At 61.8% G+C, this 20281-nt stretch carries 18 protein-coding genes and 2 pseudogenes; 7 read left to right on the top strand and 13 right to left on the bottom strand.

Annotation, left to right across the window (positions count from 1 at the left end; translation table 11 throughout):
- Position 1: 1 nt before the first annotated feature.
- Together VLI63_RS13000 and VLI63_RS12995 are read right to left on the bottom strand one after the other, a co-directional pair.
- Positions 2–1624: an ABC transporter permease subunit gene (locus VLI63_RS13000; RefSeq protein WP_409157269.1), complete on the bottom strand. Its 1623-nt coding sequence runs from the start codon at positions 1622–1624 to the stop codon at positions 2–4.
- 232 nt (positions 1625–1856) lie between these two features.
- On the bottom strand, positions 1857–3119 hold the full coding sequence (locus VLI63_RS12995; RefSeq protein WP_409157268.1) for an extracellular solute-binding protein: 1263 nt from the start codon (positions 3117–3119) through the stop codon (positions 1857–1859).
- Between the two features lie 335 nt (positions 3120–3454).
- Here VLI63_RS12995 and VLI63_RS12990 point away from each other — a divergent pair, with 335 nt between their 5' ends.
- Positions 3455–5200 carry a glycoside hydrolase family 13 protein gene (locus VLI63_RS12990; protein WP_409157267.1) on the top strand — a complete coding sequence of 582 codons (1746 nt, stop codon included), beginning with the start codon at positions 3455–3457 and terminating at the stop codon, positions 5198–5200.
- A 70-nt stretch (positions 5201–5270) separates the two neighbouring features.
- Here VLI63_RS12990 and VLI63_RS12985 read toward each other — a convergent pair whose 3' ends face one another.
- The 3 genes from VLI63_RS12985 to VLI63_RS12975 all read right to left on the bottom strand — a co-directional run bounded on the left by VLI63_RS12985 (position 5271) and on the right by VLI63_RS12975 (position 8501).
- A complete protein-coding gene (locus tag VLI63_RS12985) occupies positions 5271–6149 on the bottom strand; it encodes a M23 family metallopeptidase (protein ID WP_409157266.1) in 879 nt (292 codons plus the stop codon).
- Positions 6150–6379: 230 nt separating this feature from the next.
- Complete coding sequence (locus tag VLI63_RS12980) at positions 6380–7444, bottom strand: peptidoglycan DD-metalloendopeptidase family protein (protein ID WP_409157265.1); 1065 nt, start codon at positions 7442–7444, stop codon at positions 6380–6382.
- 265 nt (positions 7445–7709) lie between these two features.
- Positions 7710–8501, bottom strand: coding sequence for an inositol monophosphatase family protein (locus VLI63_RS12975; protein WP_409157264.1), 792 nt, complete (start codon positions 8499–8501; stop codon positions 7710–7712).
- 329 nt (positions 8502–8830) lie between these two features.
- Here VLI63_RS12975 and VLI63_RS12970 point away from each other — a divergent pair, with 329 nt between their 5' ends.
- Positions 8831–9766, top strand: coding sequence for a TIR domain-containing protein (locus VLI63_RS12970; protein WP_409157263.1), 936 nt, complete (start codon positions 8831–8833; stop codon positions 9764–9766).
- A gap of 76 nt (positions 9767–9842) precedes the next feature.
- The gene (locus tag VLI63_RS12965) at positions 9843–10178 is read left to right on the top strand and encodes a hypothetical protein (protein ID WP_409157262.1); all 336 of its coding nucleotides are present in this window, start codon (positions 9843–9845) and stop codon (positions 10176–10178) included.
- Positions 10179–10183: 5 nt separating this feature from the next.
- Here the strand turns inward: VLI63_RS12965 and VLI63_RS12960 are convergent, their stop codons facing one another.
- From VLI63_RS12960 to VLI63_RS12945, 4 genes and pseudogenes are all read right to left on the bottom strand, one after another.
- Complete coding sequence (locus VLI63_RS12960) at positions 10184–11791, bottom strand: deoxyguanosinetriphosphate triphosphohydrolase family protein (RefSeq protein ID WP_409157261.1); 1608 nt, start codon at positions 11789–11791, stop codon at positions 10184–10186.
- Positions 11792–11795: 4 nt separating this feature from the next.
- Positions 11796–12035 (bottom strand): hypothetical protein, encoded by a 240-nt coding sequence (locus tag VLI63_RS12955; protein WP_409157260.1) that lies wholly within the window; start codon positions 12033–12035, stop codon positions 11796–11798.
- A 1010-nt stretch (positions 12036–13045) separates the two neighbouring features.
- A pseudogene (locus VLI63_RS12950) lies at positions 13046–14199 on the bottom strand (IS3 family transposase).
- A gap of 839 nt (positions 14200–15038) precedes the next feature.
- Entirely contained in the window at positions 15039–15383 is a 345-nt protein-coding gene (locus VLI63_RS12945) for a hypothetical protein (protein WP_409157259.1), read from the bottom strand.
- A 195-nt stretch (positions 15384–15578) separates the two neighbouring features.
- Here VLI63_RS12945 and VLI63_RS12940 point away from each other — a divergent pair, with 195 nt between their 5' ends.
- Both VLI63_RS12940 and VLI63_RS12935 read left to right on the top strand, forming a co-directional pair.
- On the top strand, positions 15579–16292 hold the full coding sequence (locus tag VLI63_RS12940; RefSeq protein ID WP_409157258.1) for an SDR family oxidoreductase: 714 nt from the start codon (positions 15579–15581) through the stop codon (positions 16290–16292).
- 63 nt (positions 16293–16355) lie between these two features.
- Positions 16356–16577, top strand: coding sequence for an antibiotic biosynthesis monooxygenase family protein (locus tag VLI63_RS12935; protein ID WP_409157257.1), 222 nt, complete (start codon positions 16356–16358; stop codon positions 16575–16577).
- Here the strand turns inward: VLI63_RS12935 and VLI63_RS12930 are convergent.
- The 4 genes and pseudogenes from VLI63_RS12930 to VLI63_RS12915 all read right to left on the bottom strand — a co-directional run.
- Positions 16507–16920, bottom strand: a pseudogene (locus tag VLI63_RS12930) (IS30 family transposase); the annotation flags it as partial. The gene VLI63_RS12935 and the pseudogene VLI63_RS12930 sit on opposite strands and share 71 nt — an antisense overlap.
- A 59-nt stretch (positions 16921–16979) precedes the next feature.
- Positions 16980–17477 (bottom strand): transposase, encoded by a 498-nt coding sequence (locus VLI63_RS12925; RefSeq protein WP_409157256.1) that lies wholly within the window; start codon positions 17475–17477, stop codon positions 16980–16982.
- A 74-nt stretch (positions 17478–17551) separates the two neighbouring features.
- Positions 17552–17911, bottom strand: coding sequence for a helix-turn-helix domain-containing protein (locus VLI63_RS12920; protein ID WP_409157255.1), 360 nt, complete (start codon positions 17909–17911; stop codon positions 17552–17554).
- 119 nt (positions 17912–18030) lie between these two features.
- Positions 18031–18354: a hypothetical protein gene (locus VLI63_RS12915; RefSeq protein WP_409157254.1), complete on the bottom strand. Its 324-nt coding sequence runs from the start codon at positions 18352–18354 to the stop codon at positions 18031–18033.
- Positions 18355–18597: 243 nt separating this feature from the next.
- Between VLI63_RS12915 and VLI63_RS12910 the strand changes: the two genes are divergently transcribed.
- Positions 18598–19482: an NmrA family NAD(P)-binding protein gene (locus tag VLI63_RS12910; RefSeq protein WP_409157253.1), complete on the top strand. Its 885-nt coding sequence runs from the start codon at positions 18598–18600 to the stop codon at positions 19480–19482.
- A gap of 93 nt (positions 19483–19575) precedes the next feature.
- Positions 19576–20181 carry a hypothetical protein gene (locus VLI63_RS12905; protein WP_409157252.1) on the top strand — a complete coding sequence of 202 codons (606 nt, stop codon included), beginning with the start codon at positions 19576–19578 and terminating at the stop codon, positions 20179–20181.
- Positions 20182–20281 lie beyond the last annotated feature (100 nt).

Below are 20281 nucleotides of genomic sequence, written 5' to 3'. Positions count from 1 at the left end.
CTCAGTTGATCTCCTCGAGTGCCTTGGTGCGACGGAACGCAATGATCGAGACCACGGCGACGAGCAGGAAGATCAGGATCGACAGGGCGCTCGCGAGCCCGTAGTCGCGCGCGCCGCCCTGACCGAAGGCGACTTTGTAGACCATGGTGATCAGCAGGTCGGTCGATCCGATATCGAATGTCGTGTCGGTGAAGCGCGGCCACCCTCGCGTGAGCATGTAGATCACGTTGAAGTTGTTGAAGTTGAACGCGAACGACGCGATGAGCAGTGGCGCCACCGACACCAGCAGCAGGGGCAGCTTGATCGAACGGAACACCCGCCACGGACTCGCCCCGTCCACCCGGGCCGCCTCGTCGAGCTCCTCGGGCAGCGACTGCAGGGCCCCCGTGCAGACCAGAAACATGTAGGGGTAGCCCAGCCAGAGGTTCACCAGGATCACACTGAACCGCGCGAGCCAGGGTTCGGTCAGCCAGGGGATGTCCGCCCCGCCGAACAGCACCTGGTTGATGAAGCCGAATTGCGGATTCAGCAGGCCGGCCCACACGAGCCCGGAGAGGAACGCGGGGAAGGCGTAGGGCAGAATCACCAACACCCGGTAGATCTTCTTGCCGCGAAGGGTCGGATGATTGAGCACGATCGCGAGAAAGAGACCGAGAGCGAACGTCGCCAGCACCGAGAGGATCGCAAAAGCGAAGGTCCAGACGATCACCCTCCAGAGCGGTCCACTGATCTGCTCGTTGGTGAACGCCTTCACGAAATTGGCGATGCCCACGTCGACCTTCCACCCGGGGCTGAGCGTCTTGGATCCGTCGGGAGTCGCGAAGGATCCCTTGCCGGAGTTGACATAGACCACCCCGTCGGAGCTGGTGAAGGTGTCGGCCTTCGCGTCGTAGCTCAGGTTGGACCGGTAGACATAGGCCGCATTCGCGTCGTCGGTTCGCAGCGCTCCGGCGCTGGGGTTGTCGGAGAGCGGCACCCGCACCGCGGTGATGGCGGCCTGATCGGCGAGGATCTGGGACAGCGTGAGGGTGGTGTAACCGTCGAGCCCCACCACCTTGCCGGTCGAATCGACATTCGCATCGGGGGCCGGTTTCAGCGGCTGGTCGGCCGAGCCGACCGTGACCACGCCCTTCGGGTCGGTCACGAGGAAGGAGTAGGCGCCTCCGCTCTCGAGCACGCTGAGCTTGTAAGCCGGCGAATCGGCAACCCGCTTCTCGGCGACCTGGATGATGCTGTTGACGGCATCCTCCTTGGTGCTGTTATGGCCATCGCTGTAGTTCGTGAACGCGATGTAGCCGCTGAAGAGCACCACGAAGACTTGGAACACCACGAGGAAGATCACGCCGGGAGTGAGGTACTTGGCCGGCAGTCGCCTGCCCGTGCCGAGGTAGATCCAGTTGATCAGGCCCGTGATGAGCACCGTGACGACAACGGGCACCCACTGGTGCAGTCCGACGAGGATGAACACCGCGTAGACCGCGAGGGCGTCGAGGAGTCCGAGCAGGGCGATCTTCACCAGCAGGCTAGCCGTCTCGCTCCTTGGACGATCCGCAGCCGGAACGCCAGAGGTCCTGCTCGTCTTCGGCTCGAGCGTCGTCGCTCGGTCCTTGCCCTGTGCGGCCATGGTGTGGGTGCTCCTCGGTGCTGCGAAATCTGGAGGCTCGAATTACTGAGCCGCCCGTGGTCACAAGACCGTGGGCTCAAGTCGGATGGGCCGCCGTGACCGGTGGCCAAGGGGCGCAGGCTCCGAACCGACGCCCGTGCGTCTGGGTGGAGTCCTTGCCCCGGTGTCGCGATTGTGCCCTTTCGACAGGGCACAATCGCGACAAGAGTGGAAAGTTGCGATGACTCGGGTTCTAGCCCTTGATCTTCGCTGCGACGTTCGTGGCCGCGGTGGTCCACACGGTTGCCGGATCTCCGTCACCCTTCGTGAGCTGCAGTTCGGCGGCTCCCCAGTCCGCCCAGACCGAAGCCATCTCCGGGATGGCAGGCATGGGGACGCCATCGAGGCCGATGCTGCCGAAGGACTTGACGTCTGCATCAGTCTTCGAGACCGCCTCGTAGGCGCTCGTGAGGGCCGGCGGACGGCCGCCCACCTTGTACAACTCCTCCTGGACAGCGTTCGAGCCGAGGTAGTCGACCAGGAACTTGGTCGCCGCGATCTTGTTCTTGCTCTTCGAGCTGATGAAGAAGGCGTTGACACCGAGGAACGGCTTTGCGGTCTGGCCGCCGGCCGAGGGGAGGGCGTCAATCGCGTACTTGATTCCCGCCTCCTTGATGGCCGGGACGTTCCATGGGCCGGTCAGGTAGTACGCCGACTCGCCCTTTTTGAAGGCGTCGATCGCGATATCGCCGGTGATGTTGGGGTTGAGGATGCCGGCAGCACCCCACTCCTTGATGGCGGAGGCGAACTTCAGCCCGGCCGCGTCGCCGAGCGTGAGCTTGGACGGGTCGTAGGTGCCATCGGCGTTCTGGGCGAAGACCGAAGACCCGAACGAGGTCTGGAATGGGTACATGTGGTACGGGTCACCCTGCTTCGGGTCGAGCCCGAGCAGGAACGGGTACTTGACCGTCGACGCGTTTGCGGCCATCGCCGCCTTGCCGTTGGCGATCACCTCGTCGAAGGTCTTGGCAGCGGTGGGGGCGAGAGCGGTGTTGCGCAGAAGCGCCACGTTCTCGATCGAGTACGGCAGCCCATAGACGGTGCCATCGTAGGTGACCGCCTGGATGGCGACCTTGGCGAAATCGCCGGACTTGTCACCCAGCTCCAGCGGGGCGACGACTCCGTTCTTGACGTACGCGCCGAGCTTGTCGTGCGGGCTGACGATCATGTCAGGGCCCTTGCCGGTGGGAACCTGGCTGATGAAGTCCTGGTCGACCGTGGCGAAGTCCTTCACGACGAGTTTCACCGTGACTCCGGTGTCCTTCTTGAATTGTGCCGCAACCGTCTTGAGCGCGGGGGCACGCTGGGTGTCGACCCACAGGGTGAGAGTGCTCGCCCCGCTCTTGGACAGATCATTCCCGCTGGTGGAGGACGAGCAGCCGGCCAGCGATGTGGCCGCGAGAGCTGCGATCGTGAGTGTGGCGATACCCAGCCAGGATCGTTTGGTCACCTTCATTGGTGTGCCTTTCTTCTGTGAGAGTGGGAGACGCACCCCTCCGCGCAGTGGCGAGAGGACGTTCTCCCGGGCGCTTTGTGCAAGCGGTTACATGTATAGCAAGGTGGCGCGGCATCCGCAACAGGAGCGCCCCATGGCACTTTTTCCAGCAATTGAAGGTATTTCCGGGCGGATCATGGCTTCCCGGCCCCAATATCCGGGACTTTCTCGAATGCTTCTCATCACACCTGCAAACGCTTTCAGACCTGCCGGAAAGGCAGGTCACGCGACTGCCCACAGCGCTCGGCGATGCAACCGCTTCCATCCCGAGCCCCCGAATGCCCTATGGTTTTCGCATGAGCCTCGACATTCTGCAGGGATCCTTCGCGCCCTCGACCGAGACCGTTACCGTCTCCAGCGCCTCCGGAAACGAATGGTGGCGCTCCGCCGTCATCTACCAGATCTACCCGCGGTCCTTCGCCGACGGCATGGGCGACGACGGCCTCGGCGACCTCATCGGCATCACCGAACGGCTTCCGGCGCTGGTGGAGCTCGGGGTGGACGCCGTCTGGCTCTCGCCGTTCTACACCTCGCCGCAGAAGGACGCCGGATACGACGTCGCCGACTATTGCGACGTCGACCCGATTTTCGGCACCCTCGCCGACTTCGCGGCACTCGAGAAGCGGGTTCACGAACTCGGCCTCAAACTCATCGTTGACCTCGTGCCCAACCACTCGTCTGATCAGCACATCTGGTTCCAGCAGGCCTTGGCCGCGCCCGAGGGGAGCCCAGAGCGCGACCGCTACATGTTCCGTGAGGGCAAGGGCCCTAACGGCGAACTACCGCCCAACAACTGGGACTCCGTGTTCGGCGGCTCCGCCTGGAGCCGACTCACCAACCCCGACGGCACTCCCGGCCAGTGGTACCTTCACATCTTCGATTCCTCGCAACCCGACCTCAACTGGCAGAACCCCTGGGTGCGCGAACAGTTCCGCGACATCCTGCGCTTCTGGCTCGACCGCGGCGTCGACGGTTTCCGGGTGGATGTCGCACACGGCCTGATCAAGGCCGCCGGCCTGCCCGACTACACGGCTCCGGCTGATGGCGGCAGCATGGGAGGCAGCGGCACCCTGGGTCTCGAGCCTCAGATCGACGCGAATCTCGACAACGAAGTCACTCCGCCCTATTGGGCCCAGGACGGCGTGCACGAGATCTACCGCGACTGGCACTCCGTGCTCGAGGAATACGAGGGCGACCGGGTTCTCTGCGCCGAAGCCTGGGTGGAGCCGTTGACCAAGCTCGCGCGCTGGGTGCGACCCGACGAGATGCAGCAGGCCTTCAACTTCTCTTACCTAGAGACCCCGTGGAGCGGCCCGACGATGCGGGCGATCATCAACGCCTCGCTCGCCGCGTTCACCGGCGTCGGCGCTCCGAGCACCTGGGTGCTCTCGAACCACGACGTCGTGCGTCACGCCTCACGCCTCGCCGTGACCGCCGAGAACCCGCAGGGCCACGGCATCGGACCACGATCCCCCGGCCAGCCGTTGCGCTCCCTCGGACTTCGACGCGCGCGCGCCGCGACGACGCTCATGCTCGCTCTGCCCGGCAGCGCCTACCTCTACCAGGGCGAGGAGCTCGGGCTGCCCGAGGTCATCGACCTTCCCGACGAGGCGCGCCAGGACCCCACCTGGTTCCGCACCGACGGCGAACGCTACGGCCGAGATGGATGCCGCGTGCCGATCCCCTGGGAGGCTGACGCGCCCTCCTACGGCTTCGGCAACAGCGGCAAGAGCTGGCTCCCGCAACCGGCGGACTGGGCCCCCTATGCCCGGGACTCCCAGCGGGGCGTCCCCGGCTCGACTCTCGAGCTCTACCGCAGCCTTCTGGCCGAGCGGTCCGTCACGGACCTCGGACTAGGCCATGTGGAATGGCTCACGGGCTACCCGGATGCCGTCGTCGCGTTCCGTAACGGGTCTGTCACCGTGATCGCCAACACAGGTACCGAGCCGGTCGAGCTGCCCGCCGGTGAGATCATCGTGGCCTCGGAAGGCTTCGATGGACGATCGCTGCCGGGTGACACCGCGGTCTGGCTTCGCGCGTAGGTCTCGATACGGTCGCTGCGCGCGCCGGTCTCGATACGGTCGCTGCGCGACCTCCTCGACCACCAGCGGGTCAGTTCGCGTTGGCCTTGAGCCACGCGAAGGGGTCTACCGGCGTGTTGTTGAGGTGGATCTCGAGGTGGAGGTGGGCACCGGTCGAGGCGCCGGTGCTGCCGACCTGGCCGACCTCATCCGTCACCTTGACCATCTGGCCGACCACCACCCGCACCGAACCGGTGAGCATGTGCCCGTAGACGCTCTGTACCTTCTGGCCGTTGATGTTGTGGTCGATGGTCACGTTGTTGCCGAGCCCGCCGCCGTCGAACTCGACCTTGCTCACCACTCCATCGGCGATGGCCTGGATGGCGACGCCCGCGCCGGGTGTGAAGTCGACACCCTCGTGGAAGGTGGAGCAGAATCCGCATCCGGGCACGGATCTTGGACCGAATCCATAAGTGATCGGCACCGGTACCGGGAACGGCCACTGGATCGTGCCGTTCGGGTCGTTGGTGTACGCGGTGCTGCGCGCGGCCGCCGCGTACTTGGTGGCGATCTGTTGCACGAGAGAGACGACGGTGTACGCATCCCTGGTGGGCGCCGCAACCGCGGCCGCGTCATCCACCCGCATGTTCTGCACCGAAAGGGCCTCGGCGGGCACGGCCGCGCTGAGGGATGCTGTGGTCGCCGCCGCACTGGATCCGGAGGAGGCGGGAAGGAAGGCGCTTGCCGGAAGGGAGGTGGAGATGAGCAGAGCGGCGGCTCCCGCCATCGCCCCGACGGTCATCAACTTGCGCAGCACCCGCCGCACCGCATTGCGGCGGAGGGGTGCCGCCGGGCGTACCGCCGATGACAGCGCGCGAACACGACGCGCACTCTTTCGGGGATGGGAGGATCGACGCTCCGCCAGCTCGCGACGTGATCGCGCGGGCGGCAATCCGAGCTCGCCGCTCACACGAGTCCCGATAGGTGGACAGGGAGATCGTTCCCACACACGCTGGAGATCCCAGTGAACGATGGTGACATGACGGCTGCTCCTTGCGGCGATGCGCGGCACCACTGGACTGGCACGGCCTCACGGATGCTTCGCTTGCTAAGCATCACAATGTGTATACGAAAGTAACGAATTCGTTAAGAGTAGCCAAAGGCGGCCAAGAAGGCCAGTCCCGCAAGCGGGGGCGAACGTCAGTTCGCGTTCGCCTTCAGCCAGGCGAAGGGATCCACCGGGGTGCCGTCCAGATGCACTTCGAGGTGCATGTGCGCTCCCGTGGAGTGCCCGGTGCTGCCGACCTGGCCGAGTTCCTGGGTCACAGTGACCTGTTGGCCCACCACCACCTTGATGGAACCGGCGAGCATGTGGGCGTAGAGGCTCTGCACCTTCTGGCCGTTGATGTTGTGGTCGATGATCACGTGGTAGCCGAAATTGCCGTCATACGCGGCGTAGGTGACGGTGCCATCCGCTATCGCACCGATCGGGGTTCCCGCTCCGGGAATGAAGTCCACACCCTCATGGAACGAGGAACAGCCTCCGCACGGGGAGACGCGCGCGCCGAATCCGGAGCTGATCGGAACCGGCGACGGGAATGGCCACTGGATCGTGCCGTTCGTGTCGTTCGTGTACGAGAAGTTCTGCAGTCCGAACTTCATTCGGGCCTGCTGGATGGTGTTGACCACGGTGTACGGGTCGCGGGTGGGGGCGGCATCCGCGGCTGCGCCGTCCACGACGAGGCTCTGCACCTGGGAGTTCGATGTCGTGGGAAGCTCGGGCGTCAGGGCACTGGCGGAGTTCATCTGCAGGGCAACGGCCGGAAGGGAGGTCGCGACGAGAAGTGCGCCGGCACCGAACATGGCGCTGATGGTGATGAACTTCCGCAGGAGCTGCCCGCGGCGGGGGACCGGGCTGCTCATCGGCGGCCGAACCGGCGTCGTGCGGACCGCCGACGCGTGAGGGACACTCGGTCGCAGCGCCACGACGCGAGGCGAAGTCCTTTTCGGGGCTCGGGTCTTCGGGGCACCGGTCTTCGGAGCACGCGTCTTCGGAGCGCGGGCTCGCGGTTCCTTGAGCGCTCGGGGAGCCTTCCGGCTGCGAACCCGGGACGCGGATGCCGCCGTCTCCTGCTCCCTCAGCGCTCGGCGTGAGGGGGCTGCGGGCTCGGTCGCGTTCGTGCCGCGGGAGTCCCGATCGCTGGCCTGCTGGTCACGGGCCTCCTGGCCACGGGCGGACTCGAGGCTCCAATCGAAGCCGGCCACGCTACCGGTTCTCCGGTGTCGCCGACGGTGCAGGCATGGACGAGAAGTAGGCGTTCAAGCTGGTGGTCCTCCAACAACAAATACAGCGAGCTGGAGAACTCGAGTACGTCTGTAGGTCAGTGATTCTTGGCGCTAAAACCCGGGTGCGAGCCCACAGGATTTATAACGAATAGATAAAGGGTACGTCACTGGCGCCCAAACGGCAATCGCTACAGCGCCCGCGAAAGAGTGCCCCCCATCGTTGCAGCGCAGCCTGAACCCGCCCTCAGAGTTCTGCGAACAGCCGCTCGAGCGCAGCGGTGAGCGTGGGTTCGGCGGCCAGGACGAACTCGCGGGACGGCGGCGCGCCATCCATCCCGGTGACCCGCGCACCGGCTTCCCGGGCGATGAGGGCACCCGCGGCGTGATCCCAGGGACTGAGTCGGCGCTCGAAATAGACGTCGAGCCGGCCACAGGCGACGGCGCACAGGTCGAGGGACGCGGCGCCCATCCGACGGATGTCCCGCACCCGGTGGAGCAGTCCGCTGAGCACCAGTGACTGCTCGGAACGGATGTCCGCGAGATACGAAAACCCGGTGCCCACGAGGGCCTGGGAGAGTTCGACCGCCGGTGCGACGCGGATCGGTGAGTCGTCGAGGAATGCCCCTCCGCCAGCCTGCGCGGAGAAGGTCTCGCCGCTGGCGGGGTTCGCGACCACTCCGGCGAGCGCGCGCCAGGTGAGCGGATCCGGATCGCCCTCGACCACCGCGATGCTCACGGCGTAGTGCGGAATCCCGTAGAGGAAGTTGACGGTGCCGTCGATCGGGTCGACGACCCAGGTGAGACCGCTCGTGCCGGTCTCTGCGCCGCTCTCCTCCCCGAAGAATCCATCGTGGGGCCGCAATTCGGCGAGCCTCGAACGGATGAGCGCCTCGGTCTCCCGATCCGCAAAGGTCACGATGTCTTCGGTCGACGACTTGCTCGCCGCAACCTCGACCCCCTCGGAGCGGCGCAGCTGTGCTAGCGCCCCCGCCTGCACGGCCACAGTACGGGCGATCTCGAGCAGTTCGGCCGTCATGGATTCCTGGCTCTCGGTAGCGGTGCGCTGATGAGACACGAATGGCCCGTCTCGTATCGAGCCGGGCCGTCGGTCGTGCAGGTGCTGCTGTGGCCCATTCCGGATATCCATCTTGCCCCGTAGTCATTGGGGGACGAAAGACCGGCGAGCGTGTTATTCCAAGCTAAGCTCCGAATTTTTCCACCCTAGTTTGTCTTAGACAATATGACTTGGACTTGCGCGCGGCGAGCACCAGCGGTGGTGGCGGACGATCCCTGACACAGCGTCAGCGATACGCGGCCGAATCGGCGCCTTACCCGAACTTCCGCTGCTACGGTTCCAAATGACCTATGGAAGACGAGAGAATGACCAAGCTGAGTGGCGCGACCCAACAATCTATTGCTGTTTTGCTCGACAGCTCGGCGACTCACACAATCATCGAGAGCCTCTTCCTGCGTTTCGAGGTGGCACCTTTACCAGCGGATAGTAATCCGAACAAACTAAAGAAGGCCACGTACTTGGTTCGTCAGCTCGGAGGCCGCCCCACCGGCCCAACGGATCTTCTGAGCTTGATTACATATGTCGGCACCGAGCCATCAGGAACGTTTTCCGCGTTCAGGCGAAGCAGTCCCGAAGCAGCTGATCTCTACCAGAACCTCGACGCCGACCTGACTGCCGCCCCGGCGCCGAAGCAACAAAAACCCGAGCGTCAATTCACGCGACCCGGCACGACCGCCGGTTCACAGCCCACGACACCGACTCCAACCAGCAAACGTTACGTGTTCATCGTCCGGGGCCGCGATAACGCCGCGTATGAGGCCCTCGCGGCTCTTCTGAATGCTTTGGATTTGCGAATTATAACCTGGGATGACGCCGCGCGCGGCGTAGGTGATGGCACACCCCACACGCTTGACATTGTTCGCGCCGGGATAGGGATGGCCGACGCGGTCATCGTGCTGATGACCCCCGACGACCTAGGCCAGGTAAAAGCCGAATTTGGGGATCCGACCGACAGCCCGACAGAAGCGAGTCCCGGAGGCCAAGCACGCCAGAACGTAGTGTTTGAGGCCGGCTGGGCTATGGCCCTTAACCAAAGAATAGTGATCCTCGTGAGAGTAGGCGATGTTCGGCGGATAAGCGACATCGATGGGTTGAATTATGTCCACCTGACAGGGGACATTTCGAGCCGGAGAGCGCTTATCACCCGGCTGAGGAACGTCGATGTCGCCGTCAACGCCGAGGGCGACGAATGGCGCATTGCAGGGACCTTCCCTGGTCAACATTAGAGTCGTGCTTTGTCGATGATGCCGTCTTAGAGGGATTCCAATTGCGCCTGCGCCTAGCACTCATCGTTGCCGTGAAGTGACCGACCGCACAGCTAACACGATCGCAGCTACAAGGGTGAAAACGCTGACGATAAGGATGAACCACGCGCGCCATGAACGGTCATCCCACAAAGTTATTCTCGGTCCTACGATCGTGACGACAGCGGCTAACGAGCTGCGGCATCGCTTGGTCGATTCGGCCACAGATCGAATCGATGGTCAGGAGGCGAGTCTGCTGGTGCTCTTTGCTCGCGAGCGCGAGAGCGTCGATTTCGACCTTGGCGGACTTGTCTGCTGCCTCGGCCGCCCGGTGAGTGGCCGGCGCGATCTCGACCTGCGATTTGGATGTGGTGATGATTACACAGGATGCTGAGCTGCTCAGCCCGCTTCGACGACCACAGACATTCCTGGTACCTCGCGACCTGAAATCCAGAGTGAGTGAGTAAGTGCTTGTGCATCTGACATTCCACAGATGTAGTCGCAGATTGCGCGGTAATGGTCGGCTGTTAGATGTTTTTTCTTCTTCGGAAGCTCTGGGTGCCCCACCCGGATGAGGGCGTCTTGTAGGGATGCGGGCAATGAGTTCTGGTCGGGGGTGCTCACCAGCCAGTCTGCGAGGCCCTTGAAGAGGACACGAATCGCCTGTGTCTGAGATCTCTGAATCATGCCCATTCTGGGGGTCGACACGAGGTATTGACGCGTGATCATTTTCAGCACCTGAATGTCGTGCCACATTTCGGGAGACAAGTACACAAGCGGGCCGCCAGGGTAAGCACCGTCCGCGTCAATCTTGACGCTGGCAAAATACCTGCTCACCCTGTCACTGAGCTCCTCTTTGAGGGCGCTGGAAGCGAGGCCGTCCGAGTCATCAGTGCTGATGGCCGTTTGGGTGAATAAAAATACGGCTCCCAATGCGACTTTGAATTTTTCGTCGTCAAAGTATCCTTCGTACCGATCTCTGAGTTTTATAGCTTCCCGGATGAAGGGGTCCGATAGCGCAGCCTTTTCGGATAGTTTGCCATGGTCAAAACCGCTCTTGAAGGCCTTTTCGATGCCATCGCCAACGTTTGCAAAGTTGATGACTCCTGCCGAGAGGAAGTCTTCCAAATCGTGAATCGCATAGGCGATATCGTCCGCGAGGTCCATGATCGATGCTTCAATTGTCTGCTGTTCACTCACCGCGAAGTCGGTTCCAAGGATCGCTGCTCTGCTCCGTATAAATGCGTCTTTGTCTGCCGCGTATGCGCCGAATTTGGACGTGTGCTCCGTGGCGGAGTTATCAGCCTCGGTCTTGATATCCCCGGGTGCAGATCCCGCCGCATGATCCGCATCCGCGCTGGGCTGTACTAGCTCAGGAGGAACATGGCCACTGCGGAAAAATGAGTATTTGAGGATTGCCGCGAGAGTGACGTTGGTAAGGTCCAGGCCTTCGCGATCAAGTCTTCGGGCGTCAAGACGACTGACGATTCGGAATGTCTGCGCGTTTCCTTCGAAACCCTCAGTGACTCCGGCGGCGACTAACTGACGATCAAGTTCCTGCTCACCTGCATGTCCGAATGGCGGATGTCCGAGATCATGAGCAAGTCCTGCCGCTTCGCACGCCGCGATATCCAGGCCGCCATAAGCGGCAATCACGTCGGAGATCTGTGTCTCAATCAACGCTTTCCGTGCGATGAGTTCGCTCAGCTCGCGGGCAACAAGGGCCACCTTGTGGCTATGGGACGCACGGCTGTGCATTCTGGAAGAGCTCAAGTCGGGAGAAATCACCTGAGTCACACCCGCGAGTCGCCGGAGAAATGGCGAATACCCTAATCGGCCCCGGTCACGTTCGGTTTCCGAGCGAAGGTCATCGGCGCGCTTTTTTGGGACCTCGCCGCCCCGAGAATATCTCGCAACGTACTTTTCCGGTGATACCAACGAGCCATTGGGCAGTATGTGCAAACCGCTCGGACCCGCGACGAAGACGTAGCCCGGGTCGTCAGCCACCTTATTAAGCGGCGAGACGGAGTTCGGCGGTGTTTTCGTTCACAAAAACTAGACCGTTCGTACGCGCGTAACTGAGGCCGTATTTCATCTGCGAGAGCGTCACGCCCAGCAAGTCAGAGGCCGCACGCAAGGCGTCCATAACGGAAACTGTTCCGCCCTTGATAACGGCGATCAATGCGTTAGCCATCTGCCGCAGCCGTTCCACACGGTCGGCAAACGTGAGTTCTTCGATCGATCCAGACATTTTAACCCTCATCAGATAATGGCTATTGGCTGCTAACTCCGCCGGTGGCACCGGAACCTAGAACAAAGGTATTGCAGATCCCGATTCACAACTGTTCGATTTCGTCAACGCGTATGAGCAGCCGCTAATAAACACATCATATCGATATGTATGTCGACGGCATCGCCGATACCGCAATTTGAGAGCGCGTCATCGAGATATCAGCAAAGTTTCTGCGCCCGGCTAGTAGAGGCGGATTGGATGCTCCGAAAGCGTTCTCCTCCCTCGCAATCTTGCATTGAGCATTCTCACCCCGTACTTTTGTTATGCGTAAACTGGGTTAAGTAATTCAAGTACTAACTGGACCAAAATACCCCGTCCGAGAGGTTCGAGCGTTGAGTTCGATCAGCGGATCATCGCTGAGCCATGCTTCCTTGAACGCGCGGGTCATTCTCGTATTCTCGCATTTAGGCACAGCAGGACACCGACCGCACTCGCCCGTGAAGTCTTGGCTCGCAACTCATCGAGGACCTCGGTTCCCCGACGAGTCCCAACCTGCCGAATAAGTAATGGTTGTGGTGCGTGTCGCCTAGACGAAGTGAATCTTCGAATAGCCGGCCGGCCCAGTCTGCGCGGATGCCATAGTGCTATGTGCGATGCGTCGACCTCGCCAAAAATCAATCCCGAGTTGTCCAAGGCGGCAAAGTTCAACAACCCCGTCCGAAGTCTGGCGACCAGGTCGTCTCCCAATCTAGTGCGGCGAAGAAAACGAATGAACCTTCGTAGGATCCAAGTCGCTACCCGGTCAAATAGCTCGAGCAGGACGGAGCTGTGCGCAAACCAATTGAGCAAAATCACTGCCAACAGAACGATACTGAGAGCGGGGACTACCACGGCATGGTCCACGCTTAGGCCCTGCCGAATAGCGCCCCAAATGAAAGCCACTTCGATCGCAAACATCAAAGCGGCAATGGCTGCGTGACTAGGAACTGACGTGCCTCATGGCCTAGTTACCCTTTTCGGTGTGAAGATCAGGCGGGGATGGATGTTTTGTTGAAGCGTAGCTCGTGCTCGACCGGGGTTGAGTAGCCGAGCTGCGAGTGGCGGCGTTGACGGTTGTAGAAGATCTCGATGTAGTCAAATATCGCGTTCGCGAGATCGACCCTGGTGCGCCATTTCTTTCGATTCAGCAACTCGATCTGCATGCTTGACCAGAAGGATTCCATCATCGAGTTGTCGTAGCAGTCGCCGATTGTGCCGAATGAGGGCATCAGCCCGGAGGATCGGATCTTGTTCGTGAATGCCCATGACGTGAATTGAACGCCGTGGTCGGCGTGCACGATCCCGCCTGGGCCTGGTTTGCGGTTCTTGATCGCCATGTCGAGAGCGTTGACGACGAGGTTGGAGTCCTGCGCGTTATCGATCGACCAACCCACGATCTTCCTTGAGAACGTGTCCATGACCGCGCAGCAGTAAACCTTCCCCTCTCTCGTGGGATGTTCTGTGATATCAGTGACCCAGAGCTCGTTCGGGGAGAGCCTGTGGAACTTGCGGTGGACCAGGTCATCGGCGGTCGCAACCCCGTGCAGGCGCTTCACTTTCGCGGGCCCGGGAAGTCCGGCGATGCTGGATTGACTCATCAGTACGGCCACGAGCCGTTCACTGACTCTGACCCCCATGCCGAGGGTGAGCTCAGCGTGCACACGCCGGGAGCCATAGGTCTGCCGCGAGGCCGTATGGACCTCTCGGATCAGCCCGGTGAGCCACTGCCGACGCATCTGCGTTGGCGAGAGCGGCCGGTGCTTGTATCGGTAATAGCCGGGACTGCTGACTCCGAGAAGCCGGCAGCACACCTTAACCCGATAGCCCGCCGCAACGAGGACATCGACTACCGGGTGAATCCTTTTGGGCGGGGACGAACCTCCCCGAGGAGCTTCGCCGCGATCTTCAAGATCTCGACCTCTTCCTCGAGTTGCCGGATCCTTTTCTTCGCTTTCGCCAGCTCGATACTTTCCGGCGTTGTGACCCCAGGACGCTCTCCTCGGTCGATCTGGTCCTGTCGGACCCAGTTATGGATCGTGGCGGCACTGACACCGAGCTCGACTGCTGCAGTCGTAATCGGTTTGCCGGCCCGGACAAGCGCGACAGCTCTTCTTCGAAACTCGACAGGGAAGGGACGTGTTATGGGTTGAGCCTCTCAGAACAAGCCCAATCCTCAGACCATTTCGGGTAACCAAACCATGGGGCACGTCAGAACTGTCACCTAACCGTGCAGCAGACCCGTGCTGATGTAGTCAGTCATGTGTTCATCCCTCTCCCCCCACCTTTTTTGCCGTGAAGGCGGTTTACCGCCGCTAGAGAGAACGGGCGGCTCGCAACCCCGAAGGGGCGGCGGAGGAGAGAATTTCGGCGCGAATTGAGAGAGCGCAGCGACCGCGTGCCGAAAATCTCGGGGGAAACGTCGGCACAGCCGATTGCGCGCCGGTTGGCCGAACGTATGCTGCCGAAGGCTTCACGACGAATAATTGGCCCGTAAGTCCTGACAGTGCCGCGCAGCGGCTCCGCCAGGGAGCGCAGCGGCTTCCCCGGCTCTGCCGGTCTGGTTGCCGCTCCGGTTCCATTACTTACGATGCTGGTGTCCGATAGACGAACGGCTTGCGGGCGACAGGTCTGGGACTAGTCGGTTAAGCGCCTGGGCACGCCGACGCTGAGGCACTAGGGAACGTTGCGTAGGCACCACATTGAGGTCCCTGTAAGCGAACCGCCGCCGGAGCGCATCGACAGACGCGACGCGCACTGAGATCGCCTCGCCCCAGTGGAGGCCGGTGTAAGCCAGGAGTAAGGATCAATGTGGAGTTTGCACCGGAGTTGGCGGCGAGCGGCCCGACTTGATTCGCAGTGAGATAGCTTCGCCGCTGGCGGCCTTCCGGGGTAGCTTCACTCCTCGAGCAGGATTCGTGGTGATGCGGCGGTCTCCGACCGCGACGTCAAGCGGCGCAGCGACGACCCCGAACGCCCGAATCGTCACGCTCGCCGACTTCGTCCGTTCGCGGCTTGAGAACGATGCGACCCAAGACGCAACTTCTCTGTGCCGAATTTCGCCGATACGTCGATGTCCCCAGAAAGGCTGGACATGCACACGCCACGCAGTCCCCTTGAGTTCTGAACGCGGATGGCTTTTTGGGACTGGGCGGCCATCCATGTAATCCCGAGTTTGTCGCACGTCATTTGTGCTTCCCGCGGGTCAACGTAGTCGCCCCGCGCCGACAAGACGATGACCCCGGCCAAGTACTCCTTGGCATCTCGTTGCGTCGTGAACTCTGCGCGGGCTCGCGGCATCCAGGTCACGAAGCGCTTGTTGATCGACACCTAAAGCCTTGCGAGCTCCGATCGGGCTCGATCTTTCTACCGCAACGTCGGGTACGTGGAGGAGGCCCGTATTCGCGACTATTGGGGCGACGGCGACGACTAAATAACCTTCTCGAATAAGCTCGACCTCGAACGCACTGGAGGGTTCTCATGAAAGTTGTTGTTATCGGCGGGACCGGGCTGGTTGGTTCTCGAGTGGTGTCGCGGCTGCGGGACGCGGGCCATGTCGCCGTGGCAGCGGCGAAAAGCACCGGAGTTGATTCATTCGCAGGAACCAGCCTTGACGCTGCACTGAACGGTGCCGAGGTCCTGGTCGATGTGTCCGACTGGACGACAGTCGGAGCGAGTGCGGTTGATTTCTTCGAGACGTCTACCCGGCATCTCTTGCTCGCAGCGGCGGGGGCCGGCGTTGCTCACTATGTGGTGCTCTCGGTCGTCGGCACCGGGCGCGGATCCGATGCTGGATACAGCGCGGGCAAGTTAGCGCAGGAACACATGATTATTGGTTCTGCTCGCCGGTATTCGATCGTGCGGGCGACCCAGTTTTTCGAGTTCATCCCCACTATCGCCGATTCACTTGCGACCGGTCAGCCTGACACCGTCATCGCGGCACCGCCTGTTCGGTTCCGCCCCATCGCGGCAGATGACGTGGCCGATGTCCTCGCACACGTTGCGGAGGGCGGCCCGCTCAATGGAGTGATTGATGTCGCCGGACCGAATGAATACGAGCTACCTGAGTTTCTCGCAGAGGCACTCGCCGCCCGTGGCGATTCCCGCACCGTGGTGGCCGACCCAGAGGCCTCCTATTTCGGGCGACAGGTGGGTCGCGAGTCCTTGGTACCACTTGCGGGGAGCGATCTCCGCGTCGGACCGACTAGCTATGAACGGTACCTGGACGCAACACGGTAGGCACACCTCGGCAAGGATCTGTATATCGCCCGCAAGGGGAACCGCGAATGGGACACTGTTCACGTGATTACCGAACATGCACTGTTGCCCGTGATGCCCGGCAGGGAAGACGAGTTCGAGATCGCTTTTACCGAAGCACGAGCGATCATCACCTCGATGCCTGGGTGCCGGGGACTGTCGCTGTCGCGTTCGATCGAATCGCCAAACGGCGGTCTCAGGCGGTCGCCGCAACAGGTGGTTCCGGTGGGTTCGAGAGTAGCTTCTCGAGAGCGGCAGCGGGGGTGATTCCATCGAGGGTTTTCCGGGGTCGCTGGTTGAGTTCGGTAGCGACCTCGAGAAGGCGTTCCGGGCCGTGAGCGTTGAGGTCAGTGCCCTTCGGGAAATATTGCCTCAGCAGGCCATTCGTATTCTCGTTGGATCCGCGTTGCCAGGGCGAGTGTGGGTCGCAGAAGTAGATCGCCATGTCGGTGGCAAGGGTGACTTCGCGGTGGCGGGCCATCTCGGTGCCCTGGTCCCAGGTCAACGACCGGCGCAGATGTGTAGGCAGAGTCGCGATCGTGGCGACGAGGCCGTCGCGGACGTTCTCGGCGCTGTGGCCGTTAGGCAGGTGCACGAGCATCACGTAGCGGCGCGCAGGTGCCCGCGGCCCTGAACGAACAAACTCTGATAGATCGTCTCGTGGGTCACCTACATCTCCGGCCGGTCAGGGAACGATCGGGCGAGGTAGTCGCTGATCTGTTCAGGACTCCAATTCTTCACCAGCCGCTCTTCGACCGCAGCCGCCAAGACCGGATCATCGAGCCGCCACGACTTCGGTCGACGCGCCCGCTCGTCACACCGTTTCTGCGCTGCATAGGGCCGGTAGGCACCGATGTTCGGGCGACTATTTCGGCGCAACTCCCGCGAGATCGTCGACGGAGACCGGCCGAGCTCGCGGGCGATTTCCCTCACACCAGCGCCAGTGATGCGCAGGTCAGCGATCCGCAGCCGGTCATCCGGCTCGAGGTAACGACCCGACCTCGGTCGCTCCGGGACCGGTATTGGTCCGCCCGCTGCTTTGATCCATCGATACCACTGGCTTCTGTCCACCCCGAGAGCCTCACACTCTGTCGACGACGAAAGTCCCTCGGTGATCAATTCCCAGAAACGAGACTGACGATCCTTCTGAACCTGGCTTGCAGGCATGCGCACCACTCCATATCGATGAGGTGTTGCGACGACCGGCTGAGACCGCCCATGAGATCCGAGACGGTGATCGCTTATGCATCCGGGTGGTTACTTTTTCGAGATTCGCGTTCTGCTTCGGCGGGAGGTATGTAGGGGCTTTGTCGGTCGGGCCACACATGGTCGAGAATTGCGGTGCGATCGGGGAAGTAGCGATAGAGGGTCCCGATGGATACGTTCGCGGCATTAGCCACCTGCGCTGTGGTGAATTCGTCGCGCCCTTGTTGGGCCAGGACGCGTCGAGCTGCGTTCTCGAGACGCTCCAAGGTTGCGCGTGATCGTTGCTGTTGCGGAGGGTGTCGAAGCTCTGAGTGCTGGTCGTTAGGTAACGGGATCGTCAATATACTTCTCCGGGATAGGGAGCGGGCCAGCAAGCGAGCGGGCGGTGTCGTCACGACGGCATCCACCTGGCGGCGAGCATCACAAGACTGTCTAGCTTGCCACGACTGTCACTGAATCACGCGGAGAGAGGAGTCTCGCGGTCACCCCGCATGCGTAGGAATTTCCATGGTGATCAGCGAAAGGGCAGCGGGATGTGTGCGGGGTAGTCCCATTCCAATTCGAGTCGATGGCCGCGCGTTGTTTCGGGCACGGCCGTGCTGATCTCGGATGAGATAGCGTCCCGAATGAAGGCGAGAGTACTTTTATCAGGTCCCACGGCGTGCAGGGTGAGGGCGCTTCCGCTGTCGGTGAGCAGGATCGCACCGACCGATGGAATTATCACTATCGATTCGGTGTCCGAGAAGGGCACCTTTTGGAATCGGTCGAACCAGTTCCGGACGACGTTTATCCACAGAGGCGAATCGACGGAGGCGATCGACAAGCGAATGGCAATCATGGGACAAGCGTGGTCTGGCAAGGTTTCCTCTCCCTGAATGAAAACTGACAATTGCCTGGATCGGCACACGGTGGCAGCCCGACCGGTTAAGCGCTCGTCGCGGGCCCCGCCGACTTCTCTGCACAATAAATGAACACGAGCAGAGTGTCGGTGTGATGCGCGTGGAGCACCGGGCTTGCGAGTATCCGCCACGATGATGACTACTGCACTGAAGTGTTGACAATCACAGGCGAGGGAGCCCCAATGGCAGGCAGCGTTTTGGTTACGGGCGCGACGGGCACCGTCGGGGCTGCAGTCGCGCAGTTTTTGCTTGCGCGGGGAGAGACAGTCGTTGGGGCCATTCGCGATATCGATGATTCGACCCCCCTTCCTGAGGGCGTCACGGGTCGCCAGTTTGACTTCGCGATGTCGCCCAGCGAGCTCGATGCGGCGATGGTTGGATGCGATCGGCTGTTCCTCATGCGACCGCCCGCGATAGCTGATGTTCGCAGGTATCTGTTTCCGGTTGTCGACGCGGCGCAGCGGGCCAACATCCGTCAGATTGTTTTTCTGTCTCTGCAGGGCGTGCAGTTCAACCGCAGCACCCCGCACTATGCGGTCGAGCGGTATCTGAAGAGCACCGGCGCACCGTTCACCTCCCTGCGCCCGAATTTCTTCATGCAGAACATTTCAACCACCCACGCGGCCGAGATTCGCAACCACGATGACGTCTTTGTGCCCGCTGGACGTTCATTCACCGCCCTGATCGATGCACTGGACATCGGGCGGGTCGCGGCCGCCGTCTTTACGAACGACGGTCACATCGGACAGGCCTACACCCTGTCCGGCGAGCAGAGCCTCACCTACCGCACGGTGGCCAGAATTCTCACTGATGTGCTGGGGCGACGAATTCGCTACCGAACGCCGAGCGAATCCGACTACCTCGCACGGCTGACAAGCGAGGGTAGCCCCGATGACTACATCGCCGTGCAAAAGATGATCTACCGAATCGTTCGCTTCAACATCTCTGCCTTCCCTAACCGCTCAGTGCGACGGCTCACTGGTGCACCCGCCACCACTTTCCGTCAATTCGCGGAGCGGGAACGAGCCGCATGGAACCCTGACTATCGCGAGACTGAGTCACCCTAATCAATTCACCTCACAGGGACTGCTGCAGGGTCCGCCCCATGGTTGGGGGTGTGGTGAACAGTTTTGGCATCCTCTAACGTTGTTGGCAGGGGTATGACGACGTTCGGGGGCATCTTGTCGCTACTTCGCTCGATGGTTTCGGCAACACATTTTCGTGTGTGGGCGGCGCAGACACGCTCGGCGATCATGGCGGTGGAAACTCCGCTGGATCCGCCTCGAGCCCGTGCCGTTGGTCCGGATCCGGACCGGGTTTTGCTGTTCGGCAGCGATGTGTTCATGGGCCGCGGGGTGCTCAGTCACGACATCGCCTTCCCCGGTCATCTGGCCCGCGCCGTTTCGAAGGCGACCCGACGCGGGGTGGACATCCACATCGAGGCACATGCCAGTTTGAAACTGGACGCTGCCGTTGAGCGAGCCCGGTTGCTTGACCTGTCCCGGTACGACGCGGTCCTCATTGACATCGGTTTGGGTGACGCCCTTGCTGCCACACCTGCTCCCCGGTGGGCGGCGCAGCTAGAGGGACTCCTTCACATTTTCAGCTCACAGGTTCCTGCGTCGGCACGGGTATTCTTCATCGAATCCCCAGATCCGACGATCGTGCCGGCCTTTCGCAGCAGTGGAGGCGAACAAGTAGCGCGCACCTTCCGGCACTACAACTCCCGATCCGCGGAGGTGAATAGCCCTGGGTTTCGTTCCTAGGTGTTCTCTTGGGAAGCGGTCGCTTTCAAGAGTGATTCGGTTTCAGCGTAATACTCGGTTTCGGCTTCGATCGGGGTCCGGTAATCGAGCTCGGAGTGGA

The organism is Lacisediminihabitans sp. H27-G8 (genome assembly GCF_046156175.1).
Classification (GTDB): Bacteria; Actinomycetota; Actinomycetes; order Actinomycetales; family Microbacteriaceae; genus Lacisediminihabitans.
Note: the sequence above shows the minus strand (reverse complement) of the source record. Positions and strands in the feature narration are given on the sequence as shown.

Excerpts from the sequence above, each read along its gene's own strand:
- VLI63_RS13000 (WP_409157269.1), bottom strand. The coding sequence starts at position 1,624 with ATGGCCGCACAGGGCAAGGACCGAGCGACGACGCTCGAGCCGAAGACG.
- VLI63_RS12995 (WP_409157268.1), bottom strand. The coding sequence starts at position 3,119 with ATGAAGGTGACCAAACGATCCTGGCTGGGTATCGCCACACTCACGATC.
- VLI63_RS12990 (WP_409157267.1), top strand. The coding sequence starts at position 3,455 with ATGAGCCTCGACATTCTGCAGGGATCCTTCGCGCCCTCGACCGAGACC.
- VLI63_RS12975 (WP_409157264.1), bottom strand. The coding sequence starts at position 8,501 with ATGACGGCCGAACTGCTCGAGATCGCCCGTACTGTGGCCGTGCAGGCG.
- VLI63_RS12970 (WP_409157263.1), top strand. The coding sequence starts at position 8,831 with ATGGAAGACGAGAGAATGACCAAGCTGAGTGGCGCGACCCAACAATCT.
- VLI63_RS12955 (WP_409157260.1), bottom strand. The coding sequence starts at position 12,035 with ATGTCTGGATCGATCGAAGAACTCACGTTTGCCGACCGTGTGGAACGG.
- VLI63_RS12925 (WP_409157256.1), bottom strand. The coding sequence starts at position 17,477 with ATGCCTGCAAGCCAGGTTCAGAAGGATCGTCAGTCTCGTTTCTGGGAA.
- VLI63_RS12915 (WP_409157254.1), bottom strand. The coding sequence starts at position 18,354 with ATGATTGCCATTCGCTTGTCGATCGCCTCCGTCGATTCGCCTCTGTGG.
- VLI63_RS12910 (WP_409157253.1), top strand. The coding sequence starts at position 18,598 with ATGGCAGGCAGCGTTTTGGTTACGGGCGCGACGGGCACCGTCGGGGCT.
- VLI63_RS12905 (WP_409157252.1), top strand. The coding sequence starts at position 19,576 with ATGACGACGTTCGGGGGCATCTTGTCGCTACTTCGCTCGATGGTTTCG.